Source organism: Amycolatopsis sp. WAC 01376 (genome assembly GCF_003947415.1).
Lineage (GTDB): Bacteria > Actinomycetota > Actinomycetes > Mycobacteriales > Pseudonocardiaceae > Amycolatopsis.
Window position 1 is genome coordinate 1,434,033 of record NZ_QHKL01000002.1, and the last position, 16,572, is coordinate 1,450,604.

The following is a 16,572-nucleotide window of genomic DNA, read 5'->3' on the forward strand; positions in this document are numbered from 1 at the left end:
CACAACTACGGGAGTTGCCGTGATCGACGAGACCCTCCTCGACGCCGAGGAGAAGATGGAAAAAGCGGTGTCCGTCGCCAAGGAGGACCTGTCGTCGGTACGCACCGGCCGGGCTCACCCTGGGATGTTCTCGCGCGTTGTCGTCGACTACTACGGCGCGCCGACCCCGCTGAACCAGTTGGCGGGCGTCAACATCCCCGAAGCCCGGATGGCGTTGATCAAGCCCTACGACCAGACCTCGCTCAACGCCATCGAGAAGGCGATTCGCGAGTCGGACCTCGGCGTCAACCCGAGCAACGACGGCAACGTGATCCGCATCGTGATCCCGCAGCTCACCGAGGAGCGCCGCCGGGAGATGGTGAAGGTCGCCAAGGCCAAGGGTGAGGACGCCCGCGTCTCGATCCGCAGCGTCCGCCGCAAGGCCAAGGAAGAGCTCGACCGGATCAAGAAGGACGGCGAGGCGGGCGAGGACGAGGTCGTCCACGCCGAGAAGGAACTCCAGAACCTCACCGACACGTACAGCCACAAAGTCGACGAGCTGGTGAAACACAAGGAAGCCGAGCTACTCGAGGTCTGATGAGCCAGGTGAGCGAGGAACGCGAGGACCGGGTGGAGAACCCGGAACCGGTTCCGGCCACAGCGCCGGATTCCAAAACCGTGCCGGAACCGGCGCAGAAGGTTTCCCGCGCCGGCCGCAACCTGCCCGCCGCGATCGGGGTCGGGTTGCTGCTGGGGGCGGCGATTGTCACGTCCCTGCTCACCGTCCGCTTTTTGTTCATCGGCATCATCGCGATCGCGATCGCGGTCGGCACGATCGAGCTGGCCGGGGCACTGAAGCGCGCGGCGGGCATCCGGATCGCGCTGGTCCCGGTGCTCGTCGGCGGTCAGGCGATGATCTGGCTGGCGTGGCCGTATGGCCGGGAAGGCGCGCTGACTGCGTTCGTGCTGACGGTGCTCGTCTGCCTGCTGTGGCGGTTGCCCGGCGGGGCGGACGGCTATCTGCGCGACATCAGCGCGTCTGTTTTCGCCGTCGCGTACATCCCGCTTTTCGGTGCCTTCGCCGCGATGCTCGTCCCGCCGGAGGACGGCGTCGGCCGGGTGCTGGCGTTCATGATCGGCGTCGTCGCTTCGGATACCGGCGGCTACATCGCCGGTGTACTGGGCGGCAAGCATCCGATGGCGCCCAGCATCAGCCCGAAGAAGACCTGGGAAGGTTTCGCCGGTTCGCTCGTGGCCGGTGTGGTCGCCGGCGCGCTGACCCTGAGCCTGCTGCTCGACGGCCATGCCTGGCAGGGTGTGCTGTTCGGCGCGGCGATCGTGTGCACGGCGACGCTGGGCGATCTCGTCGAGTCCCTGATCAAACGTGATCTCGGGGTCAAGGACATGGGGAACATGCTGCCGGGGCACGGCGGGCTGATGGACCGCCTCGACTCGTTGCTCCCCTCGGCCGTCGTCTCCTGGTTGCTGCTCTCGGCGTTCGTCCCCGTTTAGCCGAAACGCAGGTGACAAGCCCGTAGCGCTGGGCCAAGGTCGGAGTATGCGCACTCAACGGATGAGTAAGCGACTTCTGGCCATGGCACTGAGCGTGGTGACGCTCGGCGCCCTGACGACGACCGCGGCGGAAGCGGGCACGAGCCCGGTCGTCCGCACGGATTCCGGCCCCGTTCGCGGCGTGAGTACCGGCGAATACCGGAGTTTCCAAGGCATTCCGTTCGCCGCACCGCCGGTGGGCGACCTGCGCTGGGCGCCGCCGCGGAGCCCCGAGCCGTGGACCGCCGTGCGGGACGCGACCGAACCGGGGCCTCGATGCGCGCAGGGAGCCGGCCTCGGTTCGCCGGCGAGCGACGCCGAGGATTGCCTGTACCTCAACGTGATCAGCCCGGCGGGGCCGTCGCGCAAACCGCGTCCGGTGATGGTCTGGGTGCACGGTGGCAGCTTCACCTCCGGCGCGGGCAGCGACTACGACTTCAAGCGCATGGCCCTCGGCGGGGACGTCGTGGTGGTGACCGTGAACTACCGGCTGGGTGTGTTCGGCTTCTTCGGGCATCCGGAACTCGGCCGCGATTCCGGTGCTTTCGGCTTCCAGGACCAGCAGGCCGCCCTTCGCTGGGTGCAGCGCAACGCGCGTGCCTTCGGCGGAGATCCCCGGAACGTCACGTTGTTCGGCGAATCCGCCGGTGCGATGAGCACTTGCGCCCAGTTGGCCTCTCCTTCGGCCGCGGGGCTGTTCCACCGCGCGATCATCCAAAGCGGCCCGTGCACGCTGACCTGGCCCGACGGCGGGTTCTTCCCCAGCGTGCCCGCAGGCTCGCCGTACCTGCCCCGCGCCGACGTCGAAGCGATAGGTGCCGAAGGGGCCGGGAAACTCGGCTGCGCCGACGTCGCCTGCATGCGGCGGCTTCCGGCCAAGGATCTGGTGAACCAGCCGATCGGGACCCCCGCGTTCGGCACCGGTCTGCTGCCCGAACATCCCGCCGACGCGCTGAAAGCGGGGCACTTCGCCCGCGTCCCGGTGCTGACGGGGGTCACCAGGGACGAGGCGAGACTGTTCGTCTCCATGTTCCCGGGGCAGCCGTTCACCGAGGAGCATTACCAAGAGCTGCTGCGGACCGCGTTCAAGGAGAAGGCGCCGCTCGTCGCCGCCCGGTACCCGTCGGCGAAGCACGGCGGCCCGGCGATGGCGTTCGCGGACGCGATGACCGACCGGATCTGGGGTTGCCCGCAGGTGGGGACCGAGCGGTTGTTGCGCGAGCGCACGCGTACCTTCGGTTACGAGTTCGCCGACCGGGACGCTCCGCCGCTTTTCCCCGCTCCGCCGGGAATGCGTTCCGGCGCCGCGCATGGATCCGAATTAGCTTATTTGTCTGATTTGGCTGGCTTTCCGGCGAAATTGACGCCCGCGCAGCAGGAACTCGCGGCGCAAATGATTCAGTACTGGACCGCGTTCGCGCGCACCGGGAATCCGAACGGTGGGGAACTGCCGAAGTGGCGTCCCTCGCCGCGGACGCAGTCGCTGGCGCCGGGCCGGATCGGCCCGGTCGACCTCGTGGCCGTGCACGACTGCGGGTTCTGGGCGGGACTCTGACGAAAGAGCCGGGGTGACGTCGTCGCCCCGGCTCTTCGTTTCAGTCGTCGTACGGATCGTCGACTTCGGCGGTGCCCCAGCCCTCGGTGGCCCGGGAGTGGTCGATCACCGCGAACACCGAACCGTCCGGGTCGGCGAGGATCGCCATCCTGCCGTACGGGGTGTCGTAGGGCTGGACCACGACGGCGCCGCCGAGCATCAGGGCCTGCCCCGCCGCGGCGTCCGCGCCGCGCGCCGGATCCAGTCCGAGGTAGACCATCCAGTGCGGGGGCGTGTCCGGCCGGTATTCCGAACCCATCACGTACCGGTACAGCACCGGTTCGTGCTCGATGAGCCATTCGGCGTAGTCGAGCGACGCGCCATCGCCGATCTGGTGGCTGGTGTAGTCGAAGAGGCGGCAGTAGAAATGATCCGCTGCCGCGCCGTCGTGGGTGTTGAGATCCGCGCCGCTGAAGGTGTTGGGCACCCCGGTCGCGAACTGCCAGGTGGCGGGCGGCTCCCAGAAGACGACGTGTGCGCCGCACGCGTCGATGGCGTGGATGATGTTGCCGCGATGGGGAATCGCCATCGGGCCGAGCGTGACCCGGCCGCCGAGACTGTCGACCCATTCGGCGGCCGCGGCCGCCTGGGAAACCGAGATGTGCACGCTCCAGCCGGTCGGCCCGTCCGTGCCCGCGCGGTACAGACCACCGGTGGGAACGCCGTTCAGTGTCGCGATCGAGTACCGGCCGGTCGGCGTCGCCGGATCACGCTGGACGGTGAACTCCCAGTCGAAAAGCCCGCTGTAGAAGGCTTGTGCGGCCGCTTCGTCTCTGCACGCGAGCTCGATCCAGCACGGGATTCCTGAAGGGATGACGGAAGTTTGGGCGGCCGAGCCGAGCGACATGCGGTTCTCCCTTTCCGGTGGGAGTAAAGTCTAGTCGCTGACCGCATTGTTTCCGTTAAAGATTTCGACCCGGATGAGCATGGAACCCAGCCCGGTGTCCCGTCGTTGGAGCTTCCGTGCGCTGGTTTCCCCGAGCTGTCTCCTCCCGCCGCCGCGGCGACGAGGTGTTGCCGAGTCCGAACATCTGGTACTACCAAAAGGCCTACGAGGTCGAGAACCGCGCGCAGGACGTCGACGACGAGATCTGGCGCGTCCTCGCCGGGTGTCGCGACTGGTCCGGTGAGGACGTCCTCGACATCGGCTGCGGTGACGGGTTCCATCTGCCGCGGTTCGCCGCGACGGCGCGGTCGGTGATCGGGATCGAACCCCATGAGCCACTCGTGCGCGACGCGCGGAACCGGGCGGGGGAACTGCCGAACGTCGAGGTGCGGCAAGGTCGTGCGCAGCGGCTTCCCTTGCCGGACGCGGCTTTCGACGTCGTCCATGCGCGCACCGCGTACTTCTTCGGCCCTGGTTGTGAACCTGGTCTTCGCGAAGCGGAGCGCGTGCTGCGGCCTGGCGGGACCTTGATGATCGTGGATCTCGATGTGGCGAGCGAGCCCTACGGACGCTGGATGCGGCTGGATCTGCCGCGGTACGACCCGCCCGGGGTCGAGAAGTTCTTCGACCGTCAGGGTTTCGACTGCCGCAAGGTGCCGACGCGGTGGCTGTTCGAGGACGCCGCCGCGATGGAAGCCGTGCTGAAGATCGAGTTCAGCGCCCCGGTCGCGGAGAAGGCGATCGCGGAGATCCGGCGTCTCAACGAGGTCTCGTCAGCTGCCGGGGAAAAGCGGATGACGCTGCCGGTGGGCTATCGCGTGCACACGCGCACCAAGCCCACCGGCCTCGTCGTACCAGGTCACTCCGCGTCCTCGGCGGACGCCTCCGGAGTACCGTCCTCGGCCTCGCCGAGGATGCCGTAGATCGTCCGGCGTGCCTCGTTGAGCACGTCGACGGTGCGGGCCTGCTGGCTTTCGCTGCCGGCGTGCATGACCTGCGCGACCGCCGCGGCCAGGGTCGCGGCCGCCTTGCGCAGGTTCACCTCGGCCGGGTCGACGTCGTGGGCGATCTGCTCCCACGGCGGGACGGCGTCCTGCTGCTCGGCCGCGGCGCGGCCGGAATCAGTGAGTTCGAACAGCTTCTTGCCGCTCTCGTCCTTGCTGATCACCAGGCCTTCGTCGGCCAACATCTGCAGGGTCGGGTAGACGGAGCCGGGGCTCGGCTTCCAGAAGCCGCCGCTGCGCTCGCCGATCTCGCGGATGATCTCGTACCCGTGCCTCGGCTGCTCGGAAAGCAGCGCGAGGATCGCGGCGCGGACGTCACCGCGTTTGCCGCGCCTGCCGCCGGGGCCGCCGCGACGGCCGTGCCGGTGCCGATGTCCCGGCCCGCCCGGCCCCGGGGCGAAGTCGCCGAAGCCGCCGCGTGCCCAAGGCCCGAAGGCGGGACGGCCGTGTTCTGGAGGGAAAGGTCGTCGTCGCATGATGTGAATCCTCTCTACGTACTGTTCCGACATGTTTACGATATATCGGAACCAGTCGTATCGACAACCCTTCTGGTGTGAGTTGGGTCTCAGAGGCTTGTGTGGATGCGGTGAACCGGGGCGGCTCGGGTGCGTCGAAGGTGGACATGGGACAATGGTTGAGCTATGACTGCCCTCCCTCTCGTCTTCGACGCGCCCAAGCGCGGCCTTCCGCCGCGCCACCTCGCCGACCTCACCGCCGCCGAGCGGGCCGCCGCCGTCGCCGAGCTGGGTGAGAAGCCGTTCCGTGCGAAGCAGTTGTCGAACCACTACTTCTCGCGGCTCACGGTGAACCCCGAGGAGATGACCGACATCCCGGCGGCGTCGCGGGAGAAGCTCGTCGCCGATCTGATGCCGCCGCTGCTCACCGAGATCAAGGCGCTCGCCTGCGACGACGGCACCACCCGCAAGACCCTGTGGCGCGCGCACGACGGGACGCTCTTGGAGAGCGTGCTGATGCGCTACCCGGATCGCGCGACCCTGTGCATCTCGAGCCAGGCGGGCTGCGGCATGGCGTGCCCGTTCTGCGCGACCGGGCAGGGCGGCCTCGACCGGAACCTCTCGACCGCGGAGATCGTCGACCAGGTCCGCGCCGCCGCCGCCGTGATGCGCGACGGACTGATGACCGGCGGCCCCGGCCGTCTGTCGAACATCGTCTTCATGGGCATGGGCGAGCCGCTGGCGAACTACAAGCGGGTGGTCGCGGCGGTCCGGCGGATCACGGATCCCTCGCCGGAGGGGCTCGGGATCGGCCAGCGTTCGGTGACGGTGTCGACGGTGGGCCTCGCCCCGGCGATCCGCAAACTCGCGGACGAGAAGATGCAGGTGCGGCTGGCGGTTTCGCTGCACACGCCGGACGACGAGTTGCGGGACACGCTGGTGCCGGTCAACGAGCGCTGGTCGGTGGACGAGGTGCTGTCCGCCGCCCGGTACTACGCGGACACCTCCGGACGGCGGGTGTCGATCGAGTACGCGTTGATCCGGGACATCAACGATCAGCCTTGGCGGGCCGAGCTGCTCGCGAAGCGGCTTCGCCAGCACCTGGGACAATTGGTCCATGTGAACGTGATCCCGTTGAACCCGACCCCGGGTTCGAAGTGGGACGCCTCGCCGAAGCCGGTGGAGCGGGAGTTCGTCCGGCTGGTGAACGCGGGCGGAGTGGCGTGCACGGTGCGTGACACGCGTGGCCAGGAGATCGCGGCGGCCTGCGGTCAGCTCGCCGCCGAGAACTGAGTTTTCCTTTCAGTGATGGAGAAACTGTCGTGATGTATGCCCCCAGCCTGTTGGACCCGGCTGCGGAGGAGCTGAAGCTCGCGGATGTGATCGGCCATGGCGCGACCGGTGTCGCGCGCGAGGCCAGGACGCTGCTCGGCGATCGGTTCAGCTCGGTGACCTTCACCTACGTCCTGATGCGGGCGTTCGAGGTGGAGTACATGGCGGCGCGGGACGCTTCGCGGTGGCACGAGTTCCACGGCGGGCCGTACGCGCTTTCGGATGCCGACCTCGAAGCCTTGCTGGCGCCCTGGCTCGGCCGCTGACCGATCAGTCCACTGTGGACGATCAGCTCGATTCGTGCACGGTGGGCCGGTAAACGAGCTCCTGGACGCGCCCGTCGAACGTCCGGCTCTCGAGCAGTTCGAGGTCGAAGTCGGCCGCGCCCCGGAAGAGCGAGCCGGCACCCGTTTTCCCGGTGATCACCGGGAAAACGGTCACCTGGAGGCGGTCTACAAGACCGGCGGCCATCAACGCCCGGTTCATCGCCAGGCTGCCGTGCGAGCGCAACGGCACGTCGGACTCCTTCTTGAGCCGGGCGACGACGTCGACGGCGTCACCGCTCACGAGCGTCGCGTCCGGCCAGTCCAGCGGTTCCCGCAGCTTGGTCGACACCACCGTCGCCGGAAGGTGCTTCATCCGGGTGACCCACGGGTCCAGTGCCTCGGTCGCCACGACGTCCGCGCTCAGCATCTCCATGTTCGCGCGGAACGTGGTGGCGCCGAACACCATCCGCTGCCGCTCGGAGTACAGGCCGAGGCGGTGTTCGAGGAACTCGGGGCCCTGCTTGCCCCAGTAGCCGCCCCAATCGCCGGTGGTGGAGCCGTAGCCGTCGAGGGTGGAAAAGACGTCGAACGTGTAAGTCGCGGTCATGATGCTCCTTCGATGGTGTCTCTTACTTTGGCGACGAACGGGCCCGGCGGTTTTCGACATCGCCGCGAAAAAACCTGCCGGGCGTCGTCGAAGTGACAGGATGCGGACGTGTACAGCCTGCAAGCCGTCATCGTCACCGAGTCCGCACGCGATGAGCTGCTCGATTCGATCCAGGGAGCGCGCCTCGTCGCGCTCGGACAGCACCTGTCACTGCTGCCGTTGACCGAAGTGCTGGTCGACGCCGGAGTGCCCGCCTTCGGCGAATTCTGGACCGCGCCCGCGGGCTTCGATCGGCTTCTCGCCGAGTGCTCCCGGCGCGGTGCCGTGGCGTACGTCGAAGCCGAGTACTTCGGCGGCACCGGGACGCAGTCCGTACAGGTGTGGGACGGCGGCGAGACAGTCCTCGGGCCGCTGCATTCGGCTGAGGACGACTCCGGCGGCAGTCCGATTTCTCAGGCGCTTCGGTGGCTCGGCGTGGTCAAAGGCGATCACTTCGACGAGTTCGACGCCGTCGGGCTCGGCAGGCACCGCTACACGGGAGACTGGGTCCTCACTTAGGCGCACTGGGCCGGACGGACCAGTCACCCGGCGTTCTTCGCCTTCGGCCGTGACACTCGGTTGAAGACACCGAAGGAGGTGGACCGGATGTCCGCGACCGAAGCGAGACAGGTGCGCCACAACAAGGCCGTCCAGTTGCTCGGACGGATCGGGATGGGTTGCTACGGCCTGGTGTACCTGCTCATCGGGTACCTGGCGGTGCGGGTCGCCGTCGACGGTGGCGGCCAGGAGGCCGACGGACGGGGCGCGATCACCGAGGTCGGTTCGACCCCGGTGGGCGGCGTGCTGTTGTGGATTCTGGCGGCGGGGCTGGTGGCATACGGCCTGTGGCAGGCGCTGCTGGCCGCGGTCGGCTACACCTGGATCGGCAAGCAGCGGACCCGCACCGTCAAGCGGGTGACGTCCGGAGTCCGTTGCCTGGTGGGGATCTCGCTGGGCGTCTACGCGGCCCGGGTCGCCGCGGGCGCGGGGCAGCAGGGCAGCGGTGACCAGAAGCAGCAGGAGTTCACCGCGCGGTTGCTGGCGTTGCCCGCCGGGCCATTGCTGGTGACCGTGGTGGCCGTCATCGTGTTCGGCGTCGCGGTGGGTTCGGTGGTGAAGGGCGTACGCCGGACCTTCGAGCAGGATCTCGACCTCTCGCGGCTCCCGTCGGGTACCCGGCGGTGGGTGGAGCGGCTCGGGAGGATCGGTTATGTGGCAAGGGGTGTCGTGTTCGGCATGGTCGCGGTGCTGGTGGGATACGCGGCGCTGACGCACGACGCGTCTCGTTCCGGTGGGCTCGACGCGGCCCTGCGGACCTTGGCGGCCCAGCCGTTCGGCGCGGTGCTGCTCATCGTGGTGGCCATCGGGGTCGCGGCTTTCGGCGCGTACTGCCTCGGGGCGGCACGGGCGCAACGGGGCTGAGAACCGGCCTTTCCCGCCTCGGCCCGGACAAGGAACCGAGGCGGGAGAAGGAATCTACTCGACGGCCAGTTCGCCCAATTCCGACCAGCCGTCCTGATCCACCTTCGCGTTGACGATCCGCGGTGTTTCGGCCAGGTATTGCGGCAGTTCGCGTTGAGCCGTGCGGAAATGCTCCGAACCGACATGGGCCGCGCCCGCGTCGTCGTCCCGGAACGCCTCGACGAGCACGTATTCGTTCGGGTCGTCGAGGCTGCGAGACCAGTCGTACCAAAGACAACCGGGTTCGGCGCGGGTCGCTTCGGTGAAATCGCGCGCGATCTCCGGCCACCGGTCCGCGTGTTCGGGACGGACCCGGAACTTCGCCGTGATGAAGATCATGATCGTCCTACTTCCTGCTCAGGAGAATTGGATTCCTCCGTCGATCATCACCGACTGGCCGGTCATGTAATCGGAATCCGGGGAAGCGAGGTACGACACGTACGCCGCCACGTCCTCGGGAACGGAGACCCGGCCGAGGTGGATCAGGTTCGAATACTTCTCGATCGCCTGCCCCTTCCGGATTCCTTCCGACTCCGCCAGCTTCTCGTCGATGAGGTCCCACATGGCGGTCCCGACGATACCCGGGCAGTACGCGTTGACGGTGATGCCGTGCTTCGCCCATTCCATCGCGGCGGCCTGGGTCAGCCCGCGCACCGCCCACTTCGACGCGGAATAGTGGCCGAGCAACGCGAACGGGCGATGGGCGACGATGGACGCCGCGCCGATGATCTTGCCGCCGTCGCCCTGTTCGATCATCTGCTTGGCCGCGGCCTGGTAACAGAGGAACATGCCGCGCGCGTTGACGGCCATCATCCGGTCCCAGTCCTCCGGGGTCACTTCGAGCAGAGGGAGGACCTGCGCGATCCCCGCGTTCGCGACCATGACGTCCAGGGAACCCAGCGCGCCGACGGTCTCGCCGACCATGGCGGTGACCGACGCCGGGTCGGAAACGTCCGCCGTGACCGCCGCGGAGCGTCGTCCCGCTTCGCGGATCTCCTTGGCGACCGCCTCGAGTTCCGCCTCGTTGGCGGCGACGTCGTTGACCGCGACGTCGTGCCCGTCGGCGGCGAGCCGGAGCGCGATCCCCTTTCCGATCCCTCGTGCCGCACCGGTGACGAGTACGTTCTTGCTCATGCGCTGAACTCCCTTGTTCGCCTGGGCTTGAACGGAAGGTAGGGGCGCGGGAGAAAGCAGGGGAGGGGTGTCGTGTCTCACTTTGAGACAGCGGCGCGGTAGTCCCTCGGCGACGTGCCGAGCAGCCGGGTGAACATGGTGGAGAACGCGGCCGGGCTTTCGTAGCCGAGCGAGGCGGCGATGCCGGCGATCGGACGGCCGTCCGAAAGCAGCGACAGCGAATGCAGGACGCAGGCCCGTTGCCGCCAGCGGGCGAATCCCATCCCGGTCTCGGCGGTGAACATCCGGTTCAGTGTCCGCTCGCTGACGTGCAGCCGGGAAGCCCAGGCGTTCACCGGCTCATGGATGTCCGGATGGTCCAAAAAGGACTCGCACAGCGCACGGAGCCGTTCGTGCTTCGGCAGTGGGAGATCGAGCTGGACCGGGGCGGAGCGGCGGATCTCGTGCAGGGTCAGGCCGATGACCGCGGCGTCCCGCCCACGCGGGGTGTACAACTCCGGCACGGCGACGGCCTCGTTCAGTAGTTCCCGGAGCAATGCGGAGACTTCGACGACCTGGCAGCGTCGCGGGAACCACGGCACCGCCTTCGGCTCGATGTACAGGCTGCGGGTGCTCACGGTGGTCGTGAAGACCTGATGGGTGGTCTCCGGCGGGACGAGCACCGCGCGCAGGGTCGGGATGGTCCACGTGCCGTCGGCCGTTTCGACCCGCATCGATCCCGTCGCGCTGTAGAGGAATTGCGCGCGCCGATGCCGATGCGGGGGAATCCGGTGCCCCGGTGGGTAATCGGTGCGGATCGCCACCACCGCGCGGTCGAGCTGGTCGACCTCGTCGATGGGGATGTCACGCACCTCACCGAGGTTACGCCGGGTGTCCGATCGGCGAAAGAAACTGGCACTCTTTCGAATGCCCGCCGCGCCGGAGGCGCCTACCGTCGAAGGAGTGCTGATCGAGATCCTGGTGCTCCTCGGGTTCGGCTGCCTGAGCGGCGTCACCACCGTCCTTTTCGGATTCGGCGGCGGATTCATCACCGTGCCCGTCGTCTACGCCTTCGCGCTCGCCGAACCGGATCACGCCCTGGGCGCGATGCACGTGGCGGTGGCCACCTCGACCGCGGTGATGGTGGTCAACGCCGGCAGCGCGACCCTCGCCCAACTGCGGACAGGGCGGCTTCGCCGCGACTATCTGTGGCCGCTCATCGCGTTCATCGGCCTCGGCGCCGTGCTCGGGTCTTTCGCCGCCACCGTGGCCGACGAGAGTGTCCTGCGCTGGCTCTTCGTCGCCTACCTCGCGCTGACCATCGCCGACAGCTTGGCCAGGAAGGGGTTCGTGAGCAGGCGGGACGACATCCGGCCGCGTGCGCTCGGCGGGCTCACCACCACCGCCGGCGGGACCGGGATCGGTGCCGTGGCGAGCTTCCTCGGGGTCGGGGGCAGCGTGCTGACCGTCCCGCTCATGCGGCGCAAGGGCCTGCCGATGGCCGACGCGGCCGCGCTGGCGAACCCCCTGAGCCTGCCGGTGGCGGTGATCGGCACTGCGGTCTACGCCTTCGCGGCGACGGGCACGGCTTCGGGCACCGCCCACCTCGGCTACATCGACCTGGTGGCCGCGGGTGCGTTGCTGTGCGGCTCGTTGCCGACCATCGCCGTGACGCGCCGGGTGGTCGGCCGGATCCCGGACCGCGCGCACGCGATCGCGTACCTCGCTCTGCTCGCCGCCGCGCTGATCGCGATCGTAGTCCGCTAGTGATCGGATGAGTGCTGTCGATGTCAAGCCCTTGACAGGGAATCGGCGCCATGGGAAGGGGTTAGCGCCAGGCAAAGATCCGACGAATCCTCTATCTCTTTGGCGGATCTTGCGCCAAGATCTCCCGCATGAAACTGAGATCGATCACCAAACGCATGTTCGTTCTCGGGCTGCTGACGGTTCTCGGGACCACCGGGGCGACGTCGGTGGCCACCGCCGAACCCCAGCGACCGCCCGCGGACGTCAACGCGACCGGGCTGCCGCGCGGCGGCTGGGAGCCGGTCGGCCCGAACAGCGTGGGCGGGCTGCTGGCCGCTTCGCCCGCCGGACTCGCGATGATGCAGCCGAGTCCGCCCGCGCTGTGGCTCTCCGGCGATCGCGGCGCTTCGTGGTCCGCGCGCCGGGGCCTGCCCGCGGAAACCGTCATCCAGGGGTTCTTCGCCGATCCGGTGAACCCGGACCGGATGCTCGCGGTGGGCAACAAGATCGTCGGCATGCTCGGCGAGTGGCGCGGTCTGCTGCTGAGCACCACCGACCGCGGTCAGACCTGGGAGACCCTGCGCGAGTGGTACCCCGACGGCGCGTTCGGTATGGCCACGGATCCGGCGGGCCGGGTCGTCGTGGTGCAGAACCTCGATTCGCTGAGCGTCAGCATCGACGGTGGCGTGCATTGGAACGACGTGCCGAGGACCTGGCCGCGCGAGGGGATCGCCGCGCCGGTCGGCGCGCTCAAACTCACGCTGGTCGGTGACGACGCCTACTTCGCGACCGTCTACCCGGAGTACGCGCTGTGGGCGGTCCGCGGGGTCACTGGCAAGGAGCCGCGGGCCGAACTCGTGTACCGGGCCAACGGCGAGGTCGGACAGGTCGCTTCGGACGGCAAGCTGCTCGTGGTCACGGTCGGCCCCGAACTGCACGGCTCCGCCGACGGCGGCAAGACCTGGACCGTGCTGCGCCGCGATCCCACCGGACAGCCCCTGCGGGAACCGCGTTTCGTCGGCGGGCGTTTGTACGTCTCGACGTATAACGACATAGACGTCAGCGCGGACGGCGGCCGCACCTGGACTCGCAAGCCGGTGCCCGCACCGGGCGAGGGCGTCAGCGACATGATCGATCTTCCCGCCGCGGCGGGCAAATCCGCCACCACGCTGATCTCCTCGCTCTACCGCGGTGTGTACGCGGACGCCGGCAAGAGCGGCTACCGGCAGATCGGCGTACCCGGCGAATCCATTCGCGACCTCGTGACCACCGGGAACCTCCTGCGGGAGCACGTCGTCGCGGCCGGTGTGCAGGAGATCTACAACACGCCGCTCCCGCGTGGCAAGGTTTCCGCGGCCGACCGGGTCTGGCAGTCGCATCCCACCGACCGGCTGCACGAGGACGCGCGCCTGTCGGTTTCACCCGCTCGCCCGGACGTCGTCTGGCAGGTCACCCGGAACGGTTTCGCGCTCGACGTGCTCCGCAGTGGTGACGGCGGGCGGACCTGGCAGTTCGCGGCGAAGGCGAAACAAGGTCTTCCGCAGGCGATCTTCGCCCATCCGGCCGCACCGGACAGGATCTTCGTCTCGGCCTTCGCGCCCAGCGGCTACGTGCTCTACCGCAGTGACGACGCCGGGAAGACCTGGGAGAAGCTGGCGACCGACAGTGGTTTCATCGCGTTCGCCGGTGACCCGTGGAACCCGGATCGGGTCTGGGGCGGCGACTCCCAGGGTCTGTCCCGGTCGGACGACGGCGGCAAGACCTGGACGCACGTCTCCAGCGAACCGGTCAGTTCGATCTCGGTCAGCCGATGGGGTGGCGGACGCGTCCTCGCCGGTGGCGCGGGCATCCTGCTCAGCGAGGACGACGGCCGGACGTTCCGCCGCGTCCGTGACGGGGAGAATCCCCTCGGGATCAGCCGGATCCTGCCGCATCCGTTCGACTTCCGGGTGTGGTTCGCGAGCGACTCGACCGGGGAAGGCGTGCTGCGCAGCACGGACTTCGGCCGCACCTGGTCGCCCGTGCCCGGTGCGCTGCCCGACACCAGGGTGCTGTCCATGGCGATCAGCGCGGACGGCCGGTACCTGTTCGCGGGCACCGCGCAGTCCGGTGCGTACCGGCTGAACCTGTACTGAGCACGGGACGCTTCGTGGCCGGCGAAAGTTCCGGCCGCGAAGCGTTTACCCGGTCCCGCGCCGGATGTCAGAGTCGGGGCATGGCCATCGACGTCGCCGCCCTCCGGCTTCACTTCCCTTCCCTCGCCGACGGAACCGCCTTCTTCGACGGACCCGCGGGTACCCAGACACCCCGGCCCGTCGCCGACGCCATCGCCGGGACACTGACCGGTCCGCTGTCGAACCGGGGCACGGTCAGCCCGTCCGAACTCAACGCGGAGCGAGCCGTCTCGGACTTCCGCGCCGCCTACGCCGACTTCCTGAACGTGCCTGCCGAAGGCGTCGTCCACGGCCGCAGCGCCACCCAGCTGACGTACGACTTTTCCCGGCACCTGGCCAAGGACTGGCTTGAGGGGGACGAGATCGTCGTCAGCCGTCTCGATCACGACGCCAATGTCCGGCCGTGGGTGCAGGCAGCCGAACGGGCCGGGATGACCGTCCGCTGGCTCGACATCGATCCCGAAACCACCGATCTCGATCTCGATTCCCTCGTTCTCACCGAGAGGACGAGGCTGGTCGCGGTCACGGCGGCCTCGAACGTCCTCGGCACCAAGCCGCCGATCCGCCGGATCGCCGATCTCGCCCACGACGCCGGGGCGCTGGTGTTCGTGGACGGCGTGCACTACGCCGCCCACGAACTCGTGGACGTTCCCGCGCTGGGAGCGGATTTCTTCGTCTGCTCGCCGTACAAGTTCCTCGGCCCGCACTGCGGGGTGCTCGGCGCGTCGCCCGCCCTCCTCGAAACCGTCGAGCCGGACAAGCTCATGCCGTCACCCGACACCGTGCCGGAACGGTTCGAATTCGGCACGCTGCCCTACGAACTGCTCGCGGGCGCGACGGCGGCGGTGGACTTCCTCGCCGCGCTCGACCCGGGAGCGGGCGGAGCACGGCGGGAGCGCCTGGCGAACTCGATGAATTCGTTGCACGAGCACGAAAGCACGCTGCGCGCCAGGCTGGAGAAGGGACTGGGCGACGCCGTCACCGTCCATGGCAAGGCCGCCGACCGGACTCCGACCGTCCTGATGAGCCTCGGCGGCCGCGAGCGTGAGGCGCAACGGCATCTCGCCGAAAGGAACGTCGTCGCCCCGGCAGGCTCCTTCTACGCCTACGAAGTCTTCGCCTCCTTGAAGCTGGAAGATCCGGCGCTCCGGGTCGGGCTGGCGCCGTTCACCAGCGCCGAGGACGTCGACAGGTTGCTGGACGGGCTTTCGACGTTCGGGTGACGCTTGCGTGAGTGGTCACGGTCCGTGGGGATGTCGTGAAGGGCCCCTTTGAGACGTTGAAGGTCTCAAAGGGGCCCTTCACGACATAAGAGCGCGACGCCGGACCGCCGGAAGCACTGAAGCAGCCGCCCACTCACGACCCCCGGCGCGGTTTGGGGCCGATCACAAGACCCGTTCGCCCGATCTTGTGACCGGCCCCATGGACCTGCGGTAACCGGACCGTCACCCTGGGAAGGAAACGGCCAACGGGGCCCGAACGGAACAGGACGGTGACCCGCCATGGGGAGTCTTCGCGCACGGACACTGATCGCCGGAATGGTCGCGCTCGCGACGGTGGGCTTCGCGCCCGCCGCGACGGCAGCGCCTGCCACGACGACCGGAATCGCGGATCAGTGGAGCAAACCCGGTCCCTTCGCGGTGACGGTCGAAGCACTTGACAGCACCCACACCGTGTACCGGCCTTCGAGGCTGGAGAAGCATCCGGTGATCCTGTGGGGCAACGGGACCGGGGCGAACCCGAAGACCTACGACGGGCTCCTGCGGCATCTGGCCTCTCACGGTTTCGTGGTCGCGGCGGCCGACACGCCGAACGCGGGTTCCGGTCAGGAGATGCTCGCCGGAGCCACGACCTTGATCGCCGAGAACTCCCGCCCCGGCAGCCGCTTCCAGGGGAAGATCGACACCGCGCACATCGGCGCCACCGGCCACTCCCAGGGCGGTGGCGGGGCGATCGCCGCCGGCGCCGACTCCCGCGTCATCACCACGATCCCGATCGAGCCGGGACCGCAGGGCTCCGCCACGGCACTGAAGGGGCCTTCGTTCTTCCTCGGCGGCCAGTTCGACACCATCGTCGTTCCCGGCTTGCTGGTCATCCCGCGGTACCGCCTCGCGGACCAGGTGCCCGCGCTCTACGGCGAACTCGGCGGGGCGACCCACTTCACGCCCGTCGGCGACGGTGGTGGGTTCCGCGGCGCGATCGCGGCGTGGTTCCGGTTCTGGCTTTCCGGTGACGAACGCGCCCGCGCCGAGTTCTTCGGTCCCTCGTGCGGATTGTGCGGCGACGGGGCGTGGTCCGACGTCCGGCGCAACGCGAAGGCGCTGGCCGTCCCCGGTGCTTGATCGCCGGTTCTTGTCGGTGCTCC

The 16,572-nt window shown here is 68.7% G+C and carries 18 protein-coding genes; 12 read left to right on the forward strand and 6 right to left on the reverse strand.

The genetic code is table 11. The features are described from left to right. The first annotated feature begins 19 nt into the window (after positions 1-19). From frr to DMH03_RS16080, 3 genes are all read left to right on the forward strand, one after another. Complete coding sequence (gene frr / locus DMH03_RS16070) at positions 20-577, forward strand: ribosome recycling factor (RefSeq protein ID WP_125786495.1); 558 nt, start codon at positions 20-22, stop codon at positions 575-577. Beyond that, positions 577-1,491 (forward strand): phosphatidate cytidylyltransferase, encoded by a 915-nt coding sequence (locus DMH03_RS16075; protein ID WP_125792740.1) that lies wholly within the window; start codon positions 577-579, stop codon positions 1,489-1,491. The genes frr and DMH03_RS16075 overlap by 1 nt, the downstream gene beginning before the upstream one ends. 82 nt (positions 1,492-1,573) lie before the next feature. Then, a complete protein-coding gene (locus DMH03_RS16080; RefSeq protein ID WP_125792966.1) occupies positions 1,574-3,085 on the forward strand; it encodes a carboxylesterase/lipase family protein in 1,512 nt (503 codons plus the stop codon). Positions 3,086-3,125: 40 nt separating this feature from the next. On the opposite strand, the gene DMH03_RS16085 is transcribed toward DMH03_RS16080, so the two are convergent. Then, entirely contained in the window at positions 3,126-3,971 is an 846-nt protein-coding gene (locus tag DMH03_RS16085; RefSeq protein ID WP_125792741.1) for a VOC family protein, read from the reverse strand. Positions 3,972-4,087: 116 nt separating this feature from the next. On the opposite strand from DMH03_RS16085, the gene DMH03_RS16090 reads away from it, so the two are divergent. Then, a complete protein-coding gene (locus DMH03_RS16090; RefSeq protein WP_125792742.1) occupies positions 4,088-4,933 on the forward strand; it encodes a class I SAM-dependent methyltransferase in 846 nt (281 codons plus the stop codon). Here the strand turns inward: DMH03_RS16090 and DMH03_RS16095 are convergent. Beyond that, a complete protein-coding gene (locus tag DMH03_RS16095; protein WP_125792743.1) occupies positions 4,870-5,490 on the reverse strand; it encodes a PadR family transcriptional regulator in 621 nt (206 codons plus the stop codon). The two genes, DMH03_RS16090 and DMH03_RS16095, sit on opposite strands and share 64 nt — an antisense overlap. Before the next feature lie 165 nt (positions 5,491-5,655). Here DMH03_RS16095 and rlmN point away from each other — a divergent pair, with 165 nt between their 5' ends. Both rlmN and DMH03_RS16105 read left to right on the forward strand, forming a co-directional pair. Continuing rightward, on the forward strand, positions 5,656-6,762 hold the full coding sequence (gene rlmN, locus DMH03_RS16100) for a 23S rRNA (adenine(2503)-C(2))-methyltransferase RlmN (protein ID WP_125786490.1): 1,107 nt from the start codon (positions 5,656-5,658) through the stop codon (positions 6,760-6,762). Between the two features lie 32 nt (positions 6,763-6,794). Beyond that, positions 6,795-7,067 (forward strand): hypothetical protein, encoded by a 273-nt coding sequence (locus DMH03_RS16105; RefSeq protein ID WP_125786489.1) that lies wholly within the window; start codon positions 6,795-6,797, stop codon positions 7,065-7,067. A gap of 22 nt (positions 7,068-7,089) precedes the next feature. On the opposite strand, the gene DMH03_RS16110 is transcribed toward DMH03_RS16105, so the two are convergent. Further along, positions 7,090-7,674: a dihydrofolate reductase family protein gene (locus DMH03_RS16110; RefSeq protein WP_125792744.1), complete on the reverse strand. Its 585-nt coding sequence runs from the start codon at positions 7,672-7,674 to the stop codon at positions 7,090-7,092. A gap of 108 nt (positions 7,675-7,782) precedes the next feature. Here DMH03_RS16110 and DMH03_RS16115 point away from each other — a divergent pair, with 108 nt between their 5' ends. Next, complete coding sequence (locus tag DMH03_RS16115; RefSeq protein WP_125792745.1) at positions 7,783-8,232, forward strand: hypothetical protein; 450 nt, start codon at positions 7,783-7,785, stop codon at positions 8,230-8,232. An 87-nt stretch (positions 8,233-8,319) separates the two neighbouring features. Beyond that, positions 8,320-9,135 (forward strand): DUF1206 domain-containing protein, encoded by an 816-nt coding sequence (locus DMH03_RS16120; RefSeq protein ID WP_125792746.1) that lies wholly within the window; start codon positions 8,320-8,322, stop codon positions 9,133-9,135. A 54-nt stretch (positions 9,136-9,189) separates the two neighbouring features. Here DMH03_RS16120 and DMH03_RS16125 read toward each other — a convergent pair whose 3' ends face one another. From DMH03_RS16125 to DMH03_RS16135, 3 genes are all read right to left on the reverse strand, one after another. Continuing rightward, positions 9,190-9,513 (reverse strand): putative quinol monooxygenase, encoded by a 324-nt coding sequence (locus tag DMH03_RS16125; RefSeq protein WP_125792747.1) that lies wholly within the window; start codon positions 9,511-9,513, stop codon positions 9,190-9,192. An 18-nt stretch (positions 9,514-9,531) separates the two neighbouring features. Next, complete coding sequence (locus DMH03_RS16130) at positions 9,532-10,308, reverse strand: acetoin reductase (RefSeq protein ID WP_125792748.1); 777 nt, start codon at positions 10,306-10,308, stop codon at positions 9,532-9,534. Positions 10,309-10,385: 77 nt separating this feature from the next. Continuing rightward, a complete protein-coding gene (locus tag DMH03_RS16135) occupies positions 10,386-11,159 on the reverse strand; it encodes a helix-turn-helix domain-containing protein (RefSeq protein ID WP_125792749.1) in 774 nt (257 codons plus the stop codon). Positions 11,160-11,250: 91 nt separating this feature from the next. Between DMH03_RS16135 and DMH03_RS16140 the strand changes: the two genes are divergently transcribed. The 4 genes from DMH03_RS16140 (at position 11,251) to DMH03_RS16155 (ending at position 16,549) form a co-directional block, all read left to right on the forward strand. Continuing rightward, positions 11,251-12,054, forward strand: coding sequence for a sulfite exporter TauE/SafE family protein (locus tag DMH03_RS16140; RefSeq protein ID WP_125792750.1), 804 nt, complete (start codon positions 11,251-11,253; stop codon positions 12,052-12,054). A gap of 128 nt (positions 12,055-12,182) precedes the next feature. Beyond that, complete coding sequence (locus DMH03_RS16145; RefSeq protein WP_125792751.1) at positions 12,183-14,168, forward strand: exo-alpha-sialidase; 1,986 nt, start codon at positions 12,183-12,185, stop codon at positions 14,166-14,168. 80 nt (positions 14,169-14,248) lie between these two features. Beyond that, positions 14,249-15,430 (forward strand): cysteine desulfurase-like protein, encoded by a 1,182-nt coding sequence (locus DMH03_RS16150; RefSeq protein WP_125792752.1) that lies wholly within the window; start codon positions 14,249-14,251, stop codon positions 15,428-15,430. A gap of 279 nt (positions 15,431-15,709) precedes the next feature. Next, complete coding sequence (locus DMH03_RS16155) at positions 15,710-16,549, forward strand: acetylxylan esterase (protein ID WP_125792753.1); 840 nt, start codon at positions 15,710-15,712, stop codon at positions 16,547-16,549. Positions 16,550-16,572: the final 23 nt, after the last annotated feature.

Excerpts from the sequence above, each read along its gene's own strand:
- DMH03_RS16075 (WP_125792740.1), top strand. The coding sequence starts at position 577 with ATGAGCCAGGTGAGCGAGGAACGCGAGGACCGGGTGGAGAACCCGGAA.
- DMH03_RS16080 (WP_125792966.1), top strand. The coding sequence starts at position 1,574 with ATGGCACTGAGCGTGGTGACGCTCGGCGCCCTGACGACGACCGCGGCG.
- DMH03_RS16085 (WP_125792741.1), bottom strand. The coding sequence starts at position 3,971 with ATGTCGCTCGGCTCGGCCGCCCAAACTTCCGTCATCCCTTCAGGAATC.
- DMH03_RS16095 (WP_125792743.1), bottom strand. The coding sequence starts at position 5,490 with ATGCGACGACGACCTTTCCCTCCAGAACACGGCCGTCCCGCCTTCGGG.
- rlmN (WP_125786490.1), top strand. The coding sequence starts at position 5,656 with ATGACTGCCCTCCCTCTCGTCTTCGACGCGCCCAAGCGCGGCCTTCCG.
- DMH03_RS16105 (WP_125786489.1), top strand. The coding sequence starts at position 6,795 with ATGTATGCCCCCAGCCTGTTGGACCCGGCTGCGGAGGAGCTGAAGCTC.
- DMH03_RS16110 (WP_125792744.1), bottom strand. The coding sequence starts at position 7,674 with ATGACCGCGACTTACACGTTCGACGTCTTTTCCACCCTCGACGGCTAC.
- DMH03_RS16120 (WP_125792746.1), top strand. The coding sequence starts at position 8,320 with ATGTCCGCGACCGAAGCGAGACAGGTGCGCCACAACAAGGCCGTCCAG.
- DMH03_RS16125 (WP_125792747.1), bottom strand. The coding sequence starts at position 9,513 with ATGATCTTCATCACGGCGAAGTTCCGGGTCCGTCCCGAACACGCGGAC.
- DMH03_RS16130 (WP_125792748.1), bottom strand. The coding sequence starts at position 10,308 with ATGAGCAAGAACGTACTCGTCACCGGTGCGGCACGAGGGATCGGAAAG.
- DMH03_RS16145 (WP_125792751.1), top strand. The coding sequence starts at position 12,183 with ATGAAACTGAGATCGATCACCAAACGCATGTTCGTTCTCGGGCTGCTG.
- DMH03_RS16150 (WP_125792752.1), top strand. The coding sequence starts at position 14,249 with ATGGCCATCGACGTCGCCGCCCTCCGGCTTCACTTCCCTTCCCTCGCC.
- DMH03_RS16155 (WP_125792753.1), top strand. The coding sequence starts at position 15,710 with ATGGGGAGTCTTCGCGCACGGACACTGATCGCCGGAATGGTCGCGCTC.